The 14,694-nt window shown below is 65.6% G+C and carries 13 protein-coding genes; 9 read left to right on the top strand and 4 right to left on the bottom strand.

Annotated elements, in window-relative coordinates; translation table 11 throughout:
• The first annotated feature begins 341 nt into the window (after window positions 1–341).
• From BJA_RS32675 to BJA_RS32635, 9 genes are all read left to right on the top strand, one after another.
• The gene (locus BJA_RS32675; protein WP_011089195.1) at window positions 342–1,442 is read left to right on the top strand and encodes an ABC transporter substrate-binding protein; all 1,101 of its coding nucleotides are present in this window, start codon (window positions 342–344) and stop codon (window positions 1,440–1,442) included.
• Window positions 1,420–2,442, top strand: coding sequence for an ABC transporter permease (locus tag BJA_RS32670; RefSeq protein WP_011089194.1), 1,023 nt, complete (start codon window positions 1,420–1,422; stop codon window positions 2,440–2,442). Before BJA_RS32675 ends, BJA_RS32670 begins: the two co-directional genes overlap by 23 nt.
• Entirely contained in the window at window positions 2,436–3,236 is an 801-nt protein-coding gene (locus BJA_RS32665; protein WP_011089193.1) for an ABC transporter ATP-binding protein, read from the top strand. Before BJA_RS32670 ends, BJA_RS32665 begins: the two co-directional genes overlap by 7 nt.
• Entirely contained in the window at window positions 3,230–4,402 is a 1,173-nt protein-coding gene (locus tag BJA_RS32660; protein ID WP_011089192.1) for an acyl-CoA dehydrogenase family protein, read from the top strand. The genes BJA_RS32665 and BJA_RS32660 overlap by 7 nt, the downstream gene beginning before the upstream one ends.
• Before the next feature lie 30 nt (window positions 4,403–4,432).
• Window positions 4,433–5,533: an LLM class flavin-dependent oxidoreductase gene (locus BJA_RS32655; RefSeq protein WP_011089191.1), complete on the top strand. Its 1,101-nt coding sequence runs from the start codon at window positions 4,433–4,435 to the stop codon at window positions 5,531–5,533.
• Window positions 5,530–6,468, top strand: coding sequence for an ABC transporter substrate-binding protein (locus BJA_RS32650; protein WP_011089190.1), 939 nt, complete (start codon window positions 5,530–5,532; stop codon window positions 6,466–6,468). Before BJA_RS32655 ends, BJA_RS32650 begins: the two co-directional genes overlap by 4 nt.
• Window positions 6,469–6,828: 360 nt before the next feature.
• Window positions 6,829–7,674, top strand: coding sequence for a CmcJ/NvfI family oxidoreductase (locus BJA_RS32645; protein WP_011089189.1), 846 nt, complete (start codon window positions 6,829–6,831; stop codon window positions 7,672–7,674).
• A gap of 104 nt (window positions 7,675–7,778) precedes the next feature.
• The gene (locus BJA_RS32640; RefSeq protein WP_038966492.1) at window positions 7,779–8,075 is read left to right on the top strand and encodes a septal ring lytic transglycosylase RlpA family protein; all 297 of its coding nucleotides are present in this window, start codon (window positions 7,779–7,781) and stop codon (window positions 8,073–8,075) included.
• 49 nt (window positions 8,076–8,124) lie between these two features.
• Window positions 8,125–9,294 carry a Gfo/Idh/MocA family protein gene (locus tag BJA_RS32635; protein ID WP_011089188.1) on the top strand — a complete coding sequence of 390 codons (1,170 nt, stop codon included), beginning with the start codon at window positions 8,125–8,127 and terminating at the stop codon, window positions 9,292–9,294.
• 210 nt (window positions 9,295–9,504) lie between these two features.
• On the opposite strand, the gene BJA_RS32630 is transcribed toward BJA_RS32635, so the two are convergent.
• The 4 genes from BJA_RS32630 to BJA_RS32615 form a co-directional block, all read right to left on the bottom strand.
• The gene (locus BJA_RS32630; RefSeq protein WP_011089187.1) at window positions 9,505–10,815 is read right to left on the bottom strand and encodes an ABC transporter substrate-binding protein; all 1,311 of its coding nucleotides are present in this window, start codon (window positions 10,813–10,815) and stop codon (window positions 9,505–9,507) included.
• A gap of 189 nt (window positions 10,816–11,004) precedes the next feature.
• Entirely contained in the window at window positions 11,005–12,243 is a 1,239-nt protein-coding gene (locus BJA_RS32625; protein ID WP_011089186.1) for an ABC transporter substrate-binding protein, read from the bottom strand.
• Window positions 12,244–12,285: 42 nt separating this feature from the next.
• Window positions 12,286–13,767: an ATP-binding cassette domain-containing protein gene (locus BJA_RS32620; protein WP_038966495.1), complete on the bottom strand. Its 1,482-nt coding sequence runs from the start codon at window positions 13,765–13,767 to the stop codon at window positions 12,286–12,288.
• The gene (locus BJA_RS32615; RefSeq protein WP_011089184.1) at window positions 13,767–14,693 is read right to left on the bottom strand and encodes a branched-chain amino acid ABC transporter permease; all 927 of its coding nucleotides are present in this window, start codon (window positions 14,691–14,693) and stop codon (window positions 13,767–13,769) included. Before BJA_RS32615 ends, BJA_RS32620 begins: the two co-directional genes overlap by 1 nt.
• Between the last annotated feature and the right edge of the window lies 1 nt (window position 14,694).

Here is a 14,694-nt window from a genome sequence, read left to right as displayed (position 1 = left end):
ACGATCGCTTTCGAGAAAGCGACGTGCGCCGGCTGCAAAGCACCGCTGCAACGATGCGGATGCCGCAGTCGTGATGGAGATTACAAACGGACCCGGCCGCGAAAATCCTTTCACCGTTCCTGCACGCGACGATGGAGAGAATGACTTCGCTTCGCGCAACATTCGAAATTCCATTTCATTGACGATGCGGCGAGCGCGCCGCATGATTTGCGCATCGCATCAACGCGGCGCCGGAAGCGCCGACGGAAAAACATTCTCTCAACGCAGCTCCGTACGGAACATGCGCAACGACATTCGTTGCGCAAACGGCGGAGACGTGCCAGCGCAGGAGCCAGGGCCCGATGAACAACGAGAACAAGCGCGGCGGATCGAGTCTCCACCGTCGCCATCTGCTCCAGGCGGGGTTGGCTGCGGCTTTCGCCGCACCGCTCGGTGCGCTCGGCGCACAGGCCTTCGCGCCGCAGCCGATCGGATCCGGCATCGATTTTTCCGAGTTCCCGCTGTGCCGGATGGCATCTGACGCGCCCGCGCTGACGGGTGCCCCGCGTAAGCTAAAGCTGTCGTGGAATGCCGGTGCGGTCTGCCTCGCACCGCTGCCCGTCGCCATCGAGCACGGCTTCTTCCAGAAGCACAATCTCGACGTCGAGCTCGTCAATTATTCCGGCTCGACCGACCAGCTCCTTGAAGCGATCGCGACCGGCAAGAGCGATGCCGGTCTCGGCATGGCGCTGCGCTGGCTGAAGCCGCTGGAGCAGGGCTTTGACGTCAAGATCGCCGCCGGCACCCATGGCGGCTGCATGCGCGTGCTGACGCGCACCGATTCCGGCGTCGCCAGGCTCGCCGATCTCAAGGGCAAGACCGTCGCGGTCGGCGATCTCGCCGGTCCCGACAAGAACTTCTTCTCGATCCAGTTGGCAAAGCTCGGCATCGACCCGGTCAAGGACGTCGACTGGCGCGCCTATCCCGGCAATCTGCTCAACGTCGCGGTCGAGAAGGGCGAGGTTCAGGCCTTCCTGTCGTCCGATCCGCTCGCCTATCTCTGGCTGAAGGACAGCCAGTACAAGGAAGTCGCCTCCAATCTCGACGGCGAATACCGCGACAAGAGCTGCTGCATCGTCGGCGTGCGCGGCAGCCTGGTGCGCGAGGAGCCGCAGGTCGCGCGCGCCATCACGCAGGCGCTGCTCGATGCCGCGATGTTCACCTCGCAGAACCCGACGGTGGCCGCGAAATCGTTCCAGCCCTACGCACCGAAAGCGGCGACGCTCGCCGATATCGAGGGCATGGTGCGCTACCACACCCACCACCATCATCCCGTCGGCGAAGTGCTGAAGCGCGAGCTCAAGGCCTATGCCGACGACCTGAAGAGCGTGCAGGTCTTCAAGCAGAGCACCGATACTGCCAAATTCGCGGAGCGCATCTATGTCGACGTATTCGCTGTCTGACGGCCTTGCCTCCGGCGCACCGCGCCTCGCCCGCGCGCCGCTGCTTGCGAGCTGGGTCCGTGAATCCGGCGTCGGTATTCTTGCCAGCGTCGCCTGGATCGCCTTCGGCCTGTCCTGCCTGTGGTGGGAAGATGTCGGCGACTGGTCGCGCACCCATTCGCTCGGCATCGCCGCCTTCGTCATCGCGGCCGTCGCGTTGTTCGGCACCGTCGGTGCAGACTATCTCGGCTCGGCGGGCAAGGCGTTGCATAAGCGCGCGCCCTGGCTCGTCGCGCTCGGTGCCTTCCTGACCTTGTGGGAAGTCGCCACCGCAAAATTCGCCTGGTTGCCGCTGCCGTTCTTTCCGCCGCCGCAGTCGATCATCGAGGTCTACACCGACGACCTGCCCAAGCTGCTCGACAGCGTCTTCGCCTCGGTCAAGCTCCAGCTCGGCGGCTATCTGATCGGCGCCACGATAGGATTCCTGACCGGCGTCTCGATCGGCTGGTCGCGTGCGGTTGGCTATTGGGTGCATCCGGTGCTGCGCTTCATCGGCCCGCTGCCGGCGACCGCCTGGCTGCCGATTGCCTTCTTCACCTTCCCGTCGAGCTGGAGCGCCTCGACCTTCCTGATCGCGCTGGCGACCGGCTTTCCCGTCACCGTGCTGACCTGGTCGGGCGTCGCGAGCGTCAGCAACGCCTATTACGACGTCGCGCGCACGCTGGGCGCAAAGCCGTCCTTCCTGGTGCTGAAGGTGGCGATCCCCGCCGCGCTCCCGCACGTGTTCGTCGGCCTGTTCATGGGGCTCGGCTCGTCCTTCGCCGTGCTCGTCGTTGCCGAGATGATCGGCGTCAAGGCCGGCCTCGGCTGGTATCTGCAATGGGCGCAGGGCTGGGCGGCTTACGCCAACATGTACGCGGCGCTGATCGTGATGTCGCTGCTCTGCTCCGGCGCGATCACGCTGCTGTTCGCGATCCGCGATCGCCTCCTGGTCTGGCAGAAGGGGACCGTGAAATGGTAGCCGCAGCCGCACTGGCCGAAGTCGCCACGCATCCCGCCGCCGGCGCCGCGCTCGACATCGAGCAGGTCAGCCATGCCTTCGACATCGACGGTGCCGAGCTGCCGGTGTTGAGCGACGTCAGCATCTCGGTCGAGCCGGGCGAGTTCGTCGCGCTGCTCGGCCCCTCCGGCTGCGGCAAGTCGACCCTGCTGCGGCTCGTCGCCGGTCTCGACAAGCCCAAGGCGGGGACGCTGCGTGAGGACGAGGCCCGCATCACCCGGCCGCATCCTTCGCGCGTCGTCGTGTTCCAGGATCCGACCCTGTTTCCCTGGCGGTCGGTCTGGGACAACGTCGCCCTGGGCCTCGAGGCCCAGGGCATCCTCAAGAGCCAGCGGCAGCGCGTGGATGACGCGCTCGATCTGGTCGGCCTTGCGTCATTCCGCAACGCCTATCCGCACCAGCTCTCCGGCGGCATGGCGCAGCGCGTCGCGCTGGCGCGTGCACTGGTCAACGATCCCAAAATCCTGATCCTCGACGAGCCACTCGGCAAGCTCGACTCGCTCACCCGCATCACCATGCAGGCCGAGATCGTCGCGCTCTGGCAGCGCAAGGGCTTTACCACGTTGCTGGTGACGCACGACGCCGAGGAGGCCCTGGTGCTCGCCAACCGCGTCATCGTCTTCAGCGACCGTCCCGCGCGGGTGAAGGCCGACATCCGCGTCGACCGGCCCTATCCACGCCATCGCGGCGATCCGTATCTGGCCGACCTGCGGCGCCAGATCCTCGGCCTTCTGGGACTGGATGCGACATGGTGACCTCCATAGCCAAAGGCCGCCTGGCTCATAGCGAACGCGACTACGTCGCCCGCGCCGAGGCGCTGGCCGAGGCCTTCGCCGCGCGCGCGGCCGAGCACGACCGCACCGGCAGCTTTCCGTTCAAGAACTTTCGCGAACTGTCCGAGGCGGGCCTGCTGTCGCTGACCGTGCCGGCGGCCCATGGCGGCGGCGGAGCGGGCGCGCGTTACGCCGCGCGCGTCATCGGCATCATCGGCAAGGCCGATCCGTCGACCGCGCTGGTGCTGTCGATGCACTACATCAATCATCTCGTCATGGCGCGCAGCCCGACCTGGCCGGCGCGGCTGTCGCGCAAGCTCGCGCGCGAGAGCGTCGAAGGCCTGGCGCTTGTCAACGCGCTGCGCGTCGAGCCCGAGCTCGGCTCGCCTGCGCGCGGCGGCCTGCCGGCGACGATCGCGCGGCGCACCGAGACCGGCTGGCGCCTGACCGGCCACAAGATCTATTCGACGGGATCGCCGATCCTGAAATGGTATCTGGTCTGGGCCCGGACCGACGAGGCGGAGCCGCGGGTCGGACAGTTCCTGGTGCCGGCGGGCCTGCCGGGCACGCGCATCGTCGAGACATGGGACCATCACGGCCTGCGCGCCAGCGGCAGCCATGACGTCATCTTCGATGACGTCGTGATCCCGCTCGATTCCGAGGTCGATGTCCGCAAGCCCACCGATTGGCGCGGACCTGACGTCACGCAGGCGACCGTGCACGCCATCTTCGTTGCCGCGATCTATGACGGTGTCGCCCGGGCCGCGCGCGACTGGCTGATCTCGTTCCTGAAGCAACGCGTCCCCGCCAGCCTTGGCGCGCCGCTCGCGACTCTGCCGCGTGCGCAGGAGATCCTCGGCGCCGTCGAGGCCCGGCTCGCGGTCAATGCGCGGCTGATCGCCTCTTTTGCCGACGATTTCGACGACGGTGTCGAGCTCTCGGCGGCCGAGTCCAATGTGATCAAGCTCACCGTCACCAACAATGCCGTGGCCGCCGTCGAGGACGCGCTGTCGCTCACCGGCAATCACGGCCTCTCTCGCACCAATCCATTGGAGCGGCACTATCGCGACGTGCTGTGCGGCCGCGTGCACACGCCGCAGGACGATTCCACGCGCATCGGCCTCGGCCGCGCCGCACTGGGCCTCTAGCTTTTCCGCAAAACAATCAGGGAGACGATCATGTCGATCGAGTTCATCGGCTTCATCAGCAACAACAATTCGTCCGAAACTGTCGTCCGAGAGGGGCCGGTCCTCAACCCCACCCACATCGAGACGGTGGCCAAGGCGCATGAGAATGCCGGCTTCGATCGTGCGCTGCTGGCGTTTCATTCGACGACGCCGGACGCGCTCCAGGTCGCCCAGCACGTGCTCAACACGACCAGCCGCCTCAACGTGCTGATCGCGCAGCGGCCCGGCTTCACCGCGCCGACGCTGCTGGCGCGGCAGTTCGCAGCGCTCGACCAGTTTTCCCGCGGCCGCGTCGCGCTTCACGTCATCACCGGCGGCAACGCCACCGAGCTCCGGCAGGACGGCAACACGCTCGACGACAAGGACGAGCGCTACGCCCGCACCTCCGAGTTCCTCGATGTCCTCAAGCTGGAATGGACTAGCGACAAGCCGTTCACCTACAAGGGCAGGTACTACCAGGTCGAGAATGCCTTCTCGCAGGTGAAGCCATATCGTCCCGAAGGCATCCGCATCTATTTCGGCGGCGCCTCGGACGCGGCGATCGATGTCGCCGGCAAGCATGCCGACACCTTCGCGCTGTGGGGCGAATCCTATGCGCAGGTGCGCGACGTCACGTCCCGCGTTCACAATGCCGCGGTCCGGCAGGGCCGGCCGACGCCGCGCTTCAGCCTCTCGGTGCGCCCGATCATTGCGCCCACGGAAAAGCAGGCCTGGGAGAAGGCCGAAGAAATCCTGGCGCGCGCCACTGCGCTTCAGGACAAGACCGGCTATCGTAAGCCCGCCGACGGCCACGCCACCGCCGGTGCGCGGCGCCTGCTCGCGCTCGCCGACCAGGGCAGCCGCATCGACAAGCGGCTCTGGACCGAGATCGCAAAGCTCACCGGCGCCAACAGCAACACCACGGCGCTGGTCGGCACGCCCGAGCAGGTCGCCGAAGTCTTCGGCGACTATTACGACCTCGGCATCAGCCATTTCTTGATCCGCGGCTTCGATCCGCTGATCGACGCCATCGAATATGGCCGCGAGCTGATCCCGCTGACGCGCGAGCTGGTTGCCAAGCGTCAGGTCGCCCGCGGCGAGGCGGCTGAATGATCCGCCTCATGCTGGCCGGCGCGCTGCTGCTCGGTTCGTTGGAACTGGCGGCAGCGCAAACCACGCTCCGCGTCGGCGACCAGAAGGGCAATGCGCAGGCTGTGATGGAAGCGGCAGGCCAGCTCAAGGATGTCCCCTACAAGATCGAGTGGAAGGAGGTTCCGGCCGCCGCACCGCTGCTGGAGGCGCTCAGCGCCGGCGCGATCGAGACCGGCCTCGTTGGTGACGCGCCCTTCACCTTCGCTGCCGCCTCCGGCGCGCCGGTGAAGGCGATCGCCGCGATCCGGCAGACGCGCGAGGGGCTCGCCATCCTGGTGCCCGAGAATTCGCCGATCAGGAGTTTTGCCGACCTCCGCGGCAAGAAGATCGCAACCGGCCGCGGCTCGATCGGCCATCAGCTGATCCTGGCCGCGCTGGAGAAAAGCGGCTGGAGTGAGAGCGACGTGCAAATCGCGTTCCTCGCGCCCTCGGATGCCAAGATCGCCTACACGCAGGGCTCCGTGGATGCGTGGTCGACCTGGGAGCCTTATGTGAGCCAGGAAGAGGTACTGTTCAAATCGCGCCGCATCATCACCTCGGAGGGCCTGACGCCGGGCCTGAGTTTTCAGGTGGCGCGGCCCGACGCTATCAGGAACAAGCGTGCCGAACTGACCGACTTCATCCGCCGCCTCACCGCCGCGCGGGCGTGGTCGCTGAACAACGTTGATAGCTATGCCGCGACCTGGGGCAGGCTGATGAACATCCCGACCGCCGTGCCGCTAAACTGGCTGTCGCGTGCAAAAATCCGCATCGCGCCAATCGACGACGGTGTGGTCGCGGACGAGCAGGGCACGATCGATTTGTACCTCCGCTGGGGCCTGATCAAGCAGAAGCTCGATGCGGCGGAGATCGTCGATCGTTCCTTTGCGGGCGCGATTGCGAAGGCGGGGCTGTAGCTGCTAGGCACACTCGCGTGTCCCGGACGCGCTCTGGCGTGAAGTGCTGCACCGGCGTCATTCCGGGGCGCGACGAAGTCGCGAGCCCGGAATCCATTGATCTACAAAGATTGCGGCCCGATGGATTCCGGGCTCGCCCTGCGGGCGCCCCGGAATGACGGCGGCGGGGTACGAGGGTTGACGAGGCCCTCAAGCATCCGTGAAGCGAGAAGAACGTCGCCAGAGCGACCGCCGTTCTCGACAGATTCGTTCTGCGTTCCCTCCGCTTAACGACAGCTGCATTGCTATTTGCGTCACCTCCCTTGCGGCGCGCTCTACCCCGTCAAAAATCAATCCCACGACCACATCGGGAGACCGGCCATGGGCCTGCAACAAACAAGAATCGAATCGCTTCCCTTCGTCACCGCCGAACTCAACTATCTCGCGCCGATCTCAGGCAAGCCGCGCACCTACGCGTTCGATCCGCCGCCGGGCGAGCCGAAGAGCACGTCGCTGCCGGAGCCGCATCAGGTGCCGATCTTCGACGCGCGGCTGATCGCGAACAATATCTCGCTCGACCGCGAAGGCTTTGCGCTGGTGCGCCATCCGACCCAGGTGAAGGATTTTTACAACGACGAGGAAATACGCGCGGTCTACTATCCCGCGGTCGAGGCGTTCCTGCGTGCCACGCTGAAGGCCGATCGCGTCTTGATCTTCGACCATACCGTGCGCAAGCGCGTCGAGGGCGCCTCGGATATTCGCGATGGTGGCCCGCGTCAGCCGGCGACGCGTGTCCATGTCGACCAGACCGCCGTCTCCGGCGCCAACCGCGTGCGCGAGCATCTGCCTGACGAGGCCGACGAGCTTCTGAAGGGGCGTGTGCAGGTGATCAATCTCTGGCGGCCGATCCGCGGCCCCTTGCGCGATTCACCGCTGGCGATGGCCGACGGCACCACGGTGGCGCCAGAGGATCTCATCGCCTCCGACCTGATCTATCCCAATCGCCGCGGCGAGACCTATTCGGTGAAATACAATCCGAACCACCGTTGGTTCTATTTCCCGGAGATGACGCCGGACGAGGCGCTTCTGCTCAAGTGCTACGATTCCGCAACGGACGGCCGCACCCGCTTCGGGCCGCATACCGCCTTTGTCGATCCGACCACGCCCGCCGATGCGCCGCCGCGCGAAAGCATCGAGCTGCGCATGCTGGTGTTCCACAAACAGTAACAATGTGTGATGGCACTGCCGGGGTGACCCGGCAGTGTTCCCGGAACTTAGGGGAACAAGGCGACGTTTGCAGCGCGGGGCAGGGCCAACCGGGGAGCGGTGCCGTGCGAGCGCTGACCACTTTATTGTTTTGTCTTGCCACATTTTCTCTGGCGCATGCCGAAAGCGGACTTGCCTCATATTACGGGTACGGAAAAGGCAAAGGCGCCGACCTGACCTGCGCCCACCGCACGCGCCCGTTTGGCAGCGTGCTCAAGGTGTCCTACGGCAGCCGCTCGATCCAGTGCCGCGTCAATGATCGCGGCCCCTTCATCCGCGGCCGCATCGTCGATCTCTCGGTGCCCGCTGCTCGTGCGCTCGGCATGATGAGCGCCGGCGTGGTGCGCGTCTCGGTGGAATAGGCCTCCAAGCGCGCTATAGTGCCGCCCAAACCAGGGGTGAGGGGGCGCTATGGCCAGGATCAGGGTGGGACTCGTCGGCTGCGGCTTCGTGTCGGAGCTGCACATGTATGCGTTCCGGCGCGTCTATGGCGTGGACGTCGAGGTCGCGGCGGTGGCTGCGCGCGGCGACAAGGTCGTCGCGTTCGCCCAGCATCACAATATCCCGCGTGTTTATCGGAGCTTCGCCGAGCTGATCGCGGACGGCGAGCTCGATGTCATCGACATCTGCACGCCGCCGAACCTTCATGCGGAGATGATCGTCGCCAGCATGCAGGCCGGCAAGCACGTGATCTGCGAAAAGCCGTTCGCCGGCTATTTCGGCCGCGAGGGCGACACGCAGCCGATCGGCAAGCACGTGCCGAAGGCGCTGATGTATGAGCGCGTGATCGAAGAGATGGACAGGACGCGCGCCGCGATCGAGCGCACCGGGAAACTCTTCATGTACGCCGAGGACTGGATCTACGCGCCGGCCGTGACCAAGACCGCCGGGATCATCAAGGCGACCAAGGACAAGATCCTGTTCATGAAGGGCGAGGAGAGCCATTCCGGGTCGCACGCGGCCCACGCCGCGCAATGGGCGATGACCGGCGGCGGCTCGCTGATCCGCATGGGCTGCCATCCGCTCTCCGCCGTGCTCTATCTCAAGCAGGTCGAGGCCAGGGCGCGCGGTGAAATCATCCGCGTCGCCAGCGTCACCGGCGATGTCGGCAACGTCACCGCTGGCCTGAAGCCGGAGGAGCGCACCTACATCAAGGCCAACCCCGTCGATGTCGAGGATTGGGGCACGCTGACGGCGACGTTCTCCGACGGCACCAAGGCCACCGTGTTCTCCGGCGACATGATCATGGGCGGCGTGCGCAACCTGATCGAGACCTATACGAGCGGCGGCTCGCTGTTCGCCAACATCACCCCGAACACGCATCTGGTGAGCTACCAGACCTCCGAGGAGAAGCTCGCAAACGTCTACATCACCGAAAAGGTCGACCGCAAAACCGGCTGGCAATATGTCTGCCTCGAGGAGGAGTGGACGCGCGGCTATTTGCAGGAAATCCAGGACTTCATGGAATGCGCCGCGACCGGCCGGCAGCCGCTGTCGGACCTCGCGCTGGCGTATGAGACGATCAAGGTGAACTACGCGGGGTATTGGGCGGCGGAGGAAGGGCGGCGGGTGGTGTTGTAGGGGAGATCGTTACCGCGGCGGGACCGAGCTCCCTCGCCCCGCTTGCGGGGCCGCGACGAGCTTCGCTCGCGCTGAGAGGGTTGGGGCGAGGGGGAGTCTCCGCGGGGACTGTGACAGCGGAGTTCGCGGAGACTCCCCCTCACCCGGAATCCGCGCGCATCGCGCGTATTCCGGCCTCTCCCCGCAAGCGGGGAGAGGCGAAGAACCCCCTCACGCCCCGTAAGTCGAGCCCTTCGGCAGCGGAAACACCGGGTCCTGCGTGCGGATGTTGGTCGGCCACACCACCGAGATGTGCTCGCCGGCGTTCTGCATCACGACAGGCGTCGAGCGCTCGTTCTGGCCGGCGAGCGGCGTGCCCGGCGGGAAGAACTTTACCCCATAGCCCTGGATAGTGCCGCCGGCGGGGATGTCGACGTCGAGCGCGGCCTTGCGGATCGCCTCGGGCTCGAAGCTGCCGTACTTTTCCTTGGCGACCGGCAGCACGTTGTTGAGCAGCACCCAGGTCTGGTTGAAGCCCATCGAGCAGTGCGGCGGCACGTCGGTGGCGCCGGTCTTGGCCTTGTAGCGCGTGACCATGGCGTTGGTCAGATCGCCGATACCCGGTGCGAGCTTTGCCGGATCGAGCAATTGCGCCGGCACGGGATCGATGTTGCAGAAATTGTCGATGTCGGGACCGAAGGTGGAGCGCAGCTTGTCGAGCTGGCTGTAGCCGGCGCCGGCGCCGAACAGCATCTTGAAGCGCAATCCGCTCTCGCGCGCCTGGCGCAGGAACAGGGTGATGTCGGGGTTGTAGCCGGCATGAGAGATCACGTCGGCCTTGGCGCGCTTGATCTTGGTCACCAGCACCGAGAGGTCGGGCGCGGAGGCCGAATAGCCCTCACGCAGCACCACCTGGATGCCGGCCTCCTTGGCGTAGGCCTCGTCGGCGGCGGCGACGCCAACACCGTAGGGGCCGTCCTCATGGATCAGTGCGACCTTGACCTCCTTGGGATCCATTCCGAGTTTTGCTTTCGCATGCTCGGCGAGGAAACCGGCAAAAGCCTGGCCATACTGGTCGGAATGGATCTGCGCGCGAAACACGTATTGCAGGTTCTTGTCCTTGAACACGGCGGTCGAGACCGCGGTCGTGATCCAGAGGATCTTTTTCTGCTGCTCGACCTTCGCCGCGAGTGGCACCGCATGCGAGCTCGCATAGACGCCGTTGATGATGTCGATCTTCTCCTGGCTGATCAGGCGTTCGGCCTCGTTGATCGCAACGTCGGGTTTGCTCTGGGAATCCGCGGCGACTGGAGCAATCTTGGTCTTGCCGCCGATGCCGCCTTTCTCGTTGACGAGATCGATCGCGATCTGCGCGCCGATTGACGAGGCGACCGAGCCGCCGGCGGCGAACGGGCCGGTGAGGTCGTAGATCAGGCCGATGCGCAATGTCTCGGCTTGCGCCTGGGCCCTTGTCCAATCGAGGCTGAGTGCGGCGGCGGCAGCCGCCGAGCTCTTCAGCAGCTGCCTGCGTGAAGTCGGCATCCTATCCTCCCTCAAGACCGTCTTATGATTGGTTGTTATCCTTTTGCGAAGTATGGGGAGGGGGACGGCGGAAAGTCAACATCGCCCAAGGTCGATACGCGGTGCCCCGCCGCACAACGCATCTGCGAAAGACAGCAAAAAGCCCACCGCTCCCTGCGGAGCGATGGGCCTGATGCCGGTGCGAGCTGGTTACTGCGACAGCTTCACGAAGTTCGGAAACTTCAGCTTACCTTCCGCGATCTTCTCGGGCCAGACCACGACCTGCTTGGAGTCCTGCCACTGGAAGACGAGACCGGTCACGGCGCCGGGACCGGACTTGATGCCGTGGGTGAACTCGTCGTCCTTGCCGTAGAACTGGATGCGGCCGATCGTGCCCTCGTAATCGGTCTTCTCGATCTCGGCGACCATCTTGTCGGGATCGGTCGAGCCCGCGCGCTTGATCGCCTCGGTGATGAAGTAGACCTCGTCATAGGCGGTGTAGCCGGTATAGGCCGGCGGCGAGCCGAACTTGGCCTTGAAGGCGGCCGCGAACGGCTTCGTCTTCGAGGTCACGGCGACATCCGGAGTGGCCACCGCCAGCGACGGGATGCCGTCGGCGGCGCCATTGGTGTCCTTCCAGAAGGTCGGGCTCAGCGCCTGCGCGCTGATGCCGAACATCGGGATCGGCACCTGCTGGTTCTTCCACTGCACCGTCGGCTGCACGCCGACATGCGAGATGCCGGTCACGATCACATCGGGCTTCTTGCCTTCGATGTTGTTGAAGATCGGCGTGAAGTCGGTGGTATCCGGCGAGAAGCGCACGTGCTCGACGACCTTCAGCCCGGCCTTGGGCAGGCACGCCTCGTAGCCGACGTCGAGCGGCTTGGTCCAGGCGGCGTCCTCGCTCATGATCGCGACCGTCTTGAACTTGAGCTTGTCGACGAGCAGGTCCTTGGCGGCGTCGCAGACGAGCTGGGCCTGCGCGGCCGAGGTCAGATAGCCGTGGAAGGTGTACTTGTTCTTCTCATAGTCGTTGTGGATTGCCTTGGTGATCTCGTTGGAGGCGGCGCCGGGGGTGATCAGCGGCATCTTCAGCCGCGCCGCCCAGGGCTCGAGCGCCAGCACGACCTCGCTGATATAGCTCGCGATCACGGCGGAGACCTTGTCCTCGCTCACCGCACGCTGGAACGCTCGCACCGAGTCGGCCGAGGAGCTCTTGTTGTCGTAGGTGACGATCTCGACCTTGCGGCCGAGGATGCCGCCCTTGGCGTTGATCTCGTCGGCGGCGATCTGCGCGCCGCCCGGCGTCGCCGCGCCCGCGATCGACTGCACCTCGGCGATGACGCCGATCTTGATCGGATCGTTCGACTGCGCGTAGGCGGGCGCTGCGAGGCAGAGTGCCAGCGCGGAGGCGAGGAAGCTGCCGCTCAGGATGGTCGATGGTCGCATGGTCGTTTCCCTTTCTATGCTTTTTTGTTGATGTTGACGGACTTAAAGAAAATCGGCGCCGGCCTCGCTCGCGAAGCGGCCGGGATCGCCCTCCCAGACGATCCTGGCGTGTTCGAGCACATAGACGCGATCGGCGTGCGGTAGCGCGAAAGTGACGTTCTGCTCGCCGAGCAGCACCGTGATCGACGTGGTCTGCCGCAGCTTCGTCAGCGCCTTGGACAATTGCTCGAGGATGACGGGGGCAAGGCCCAGCGTCGGCTCGTCCAGGATCAGGATCTGCGGCTGCATCATCAGGGCGCGGCCGATCGCCAGCATCTGCTGCTCGCCGCCGGATAGCGTCTGCGCCATCTGGCCCTGGCGCTCCTTCAGGATCGGGAACAGCTCGAACAGCCAGGCGAGCTGCGCCGCGCGCTTGTCGTCGGACAGATGCTGGCCGCCGAGATCGAGATTTTCGCGCACGCTCATCTCGCCGAACAGCTCGCGCGATTCCGGGCACTGCACGAGACCGCTGCGCGCGATCCTGGCCGGGCTCGTGCCGCGCAGCCTGTCGCCGCCGCGCACGATCTCGCCGCTATAGGGCAGGAAGCCGGAGATGGTGTTGAACAGCGTGGTCTTGCCGGCGCCGTTGAGGCCGACGACCGAGACGAACTCGCCTTCGTGGACGTGGATCGAGACGTTGTCCAGCGCCTGCGCCTTGCCGTAGAACACGCTGACATTCTCGACCTGGAGCAGCGGCACCTTGTCCTTGAAGCTGGTCTCGGGCCGCGCATGGGTCTCGATGGCGCCGCCGAGATAGACCCGTCGCACCGTCTCGTTCTTCATGACGTCCTCGGCCCTGCCGGTGACGATCTCCTCGCCGAGATACATCGCGAGCACGCGGTCGACCAGCGCTGCGACGCTCTTGACGTTGTGGTCAACCAGCATCACCGCGCGGCCGTCATCGCGGAAGCTGCGGATCAGGTCGGAGAAGATATCGACCTCGGCCCGCGTCAGCCCGGCAAAGGGCTCGTCCACCAGCACGACTTTTGGATCGCGGGCGATAGCCTTGGCGAGCTCGAGCCGGCGCAGATCAGCGAACGGCAGCGTCGGCGGGCGGCGGTTCATGACGTTGCCTAAGCCCACGCGGTCGGCGATCCACTTGGCGCGCTCGATCAGCGCCTTGTCCGGAAACAGCATGAACAGGCTGTCCGGCAGCAGCGCCACCATGATGTTCTCCAGCACGGTCTGCCGGTTCAGCGGCCGCGAGTGCTGGAACACCATGCCAAAGCCCTTGCGCGCGATCTTGTGCGCGGGGAGGCCCGCGACGTCCTCGCCCTCGAAGACCACTTCGCCTGATGTCGGGCGCTCGATGCCCATCACGCTCTTCATCGCGGTCGACTTGCCCGAGCCGTTCGGCCCGATCAGGCCAAAGATCTCGCCGCTGTTGACCTCGAAGCCGAGATTCTTCACCGCGGTCAGGCCGCCGAAGCGCTTGGTCAGACCGCGGACTTCGAGCACGGCCCGGTTTGAAAGCCTCATATCCATCACGAGCGAGCCTCGCGCGAGAGGGCCGCTCCGAGGAAGCCGCCGGGGAAGAACAGCACGACGAGCAGGGCGACCGCCGAGACGATGAAGGTCGCGAGCTCGCCGGTCGGCCGGAGGAACTCCCCGGCGACGATCAGGAAGATCGCGCCCAGCGCCGCGCCGAGCACGGTGCGCCGGCCGCCGAGCACGGCCGAGACGATCACGTTCACGCCGACCGCGACGTCGACGACGGTGCCGACCGAGGCGGTGCCGAAATAGAACACCAGGAGCGCACCCGACAGCCCGGAGAAGAAGGCGCTGACGATGAAGGCGGCGAGCTTGTGCTTGACGATGTTGAAGCCGAGCGCGCCGGCCTGCACCGGATCCTGACCGCTCGCCTGGAGCACGAGGCCGATCGGCGATTGCGACAGGCCATAGAGGATCGCGGCCGAGATGGTCATGAAGCCGAGCGCGATCCAGTAATTCGTGCCGGCATTGATGCTGATGACGTCGGGGATGGTGAGCCCGATCTCGCCGCCGGTGAGGTCGGCGAACACCACGATGAAATTTTGCAGCATCAAGACTGCGACCAGCGTGGTCAGGCCGAAATAGGGCCCGCGCACCCGCAGTGCCGGCAGCGCCAGCACCAGGCCGGCAATGACCGAGGCAAGCGCGCCGAGCACAATGCAGAGATAGACCGACCAGCCGAACTGGGCGTTGAGGATGCCGGCGGTGTAGGCGCCGACGCCGATCAGGAAGGTCGGACCGAAATTGACCTCGCCGGCGAAGCCGAACAGCAGGTCCCAGGCCATCGCGAACACGCCGAAATAGAAGGCGACGGTCAGCAGGCCCAGCACGTAGCCGGAGACATAAAGCGGCAGCGTCGCCGCGATCACGACCAGCGCCAGCGAGACGAAGAACAGGCGCGAAGTGAAGAAGGTGGACATC

This window comes from Bradyrhizobium diazoefficiens USDA 110 (assembly GCF_000011365.1).
GTDB lineage: Bacteria > Pseudomonadota > Alphaproteobacteria > Rhizobiales > Xanthobacteraceae > Bradyrhizobium > Bradyrhizobium diazoefficiens.
Note: the sequence above shows the minus strand (reverse complement) of the source record. Positions and strands in the feature narration are given on the sequence as shown.

Coding starts and splice junctions, on each gene's coding strand:
- BJA_RS32675 (WP_011089195.1), top strand. CDS start 342: ATGAACAACGAGAACAAGCGCGGCGGATCGAGTCTCCACCGTCGCCAT.
- BJA_RS32670 (WP_011089194.1), top strand. CDS start 1,420: ATGTCGACGTATTCGCTGTCTGACGGCCTTGCCTCCGGCGCACCGCGC.
- BJA_RS32665 (WP_011089193.1), top strand. CDS start 2,436: ATGGTAGCCGCAGCCGCACTGGCCGAAGTCGCCACGCATCCCGCCGCC.
- BJA_RS32660 (WP_011089192.1), top strand. CDS start 3,230: ATGGTGACCTCCATAGCCAAAGGCCGCCTGGCTCATAGCGAACGCGAC.
- BJA_RS32655 (WP_011089191.1), top strand. CDS start 4,433: ATGTCGATCGAGTTCATCGGCTTCATCAGCAACAACAATTCGTCCGAA.
- BJA_RS32650 (WP_011089190.1), top strand. CDS start 5,530: ATGATCCGCCTCATGCTGGCCGGCGCGCTGCTGCTCGGTTCGTTGGAA.
- BJA_RS32645 (WP_011089189.1), top strand. CDS start 6,829: ATGGGCCTGCAACAAACAAGAATCGAATCGCTTCCCTTCGTCACCGCC.
- BJA_RS32635 (WP_011089188.1), top strand. CDS start 8,125: ATGGCCAGGATCAGGGTGGGACTCGTCGGCTGCGGCTTCGTGTCGGAG.
- BJA_RS32630 (WP_011089187.1), bottom strand. CDS start 10,815: ATGCCGACTTCACGCAGGCAGCTGCTGAAGAGCTCGGCGGCTGCCGCC.
- BJA_RS32625 (WP_011089186.1), bottom strand. CDS start 12,243: ATGCGACCATCGACCATCCTGAGCGGCAGCTTCCTCGCCTCCGCGCTG.
- BJA_RS32620 (WP_038966495.1), bottom strand. CDS start 13,767: ATGGATATGAGGCTTTCAAACCGGGCCGTGCTCGAAGTCCGCGGTCTG.
- BJA_RS32615 (WP_011089184.1), bottom strand. CDS start 14,693: ATGTCCACCTTCTTCACTTCGCGCCTGTTCTTCGTCTCGCTGGCGCTG.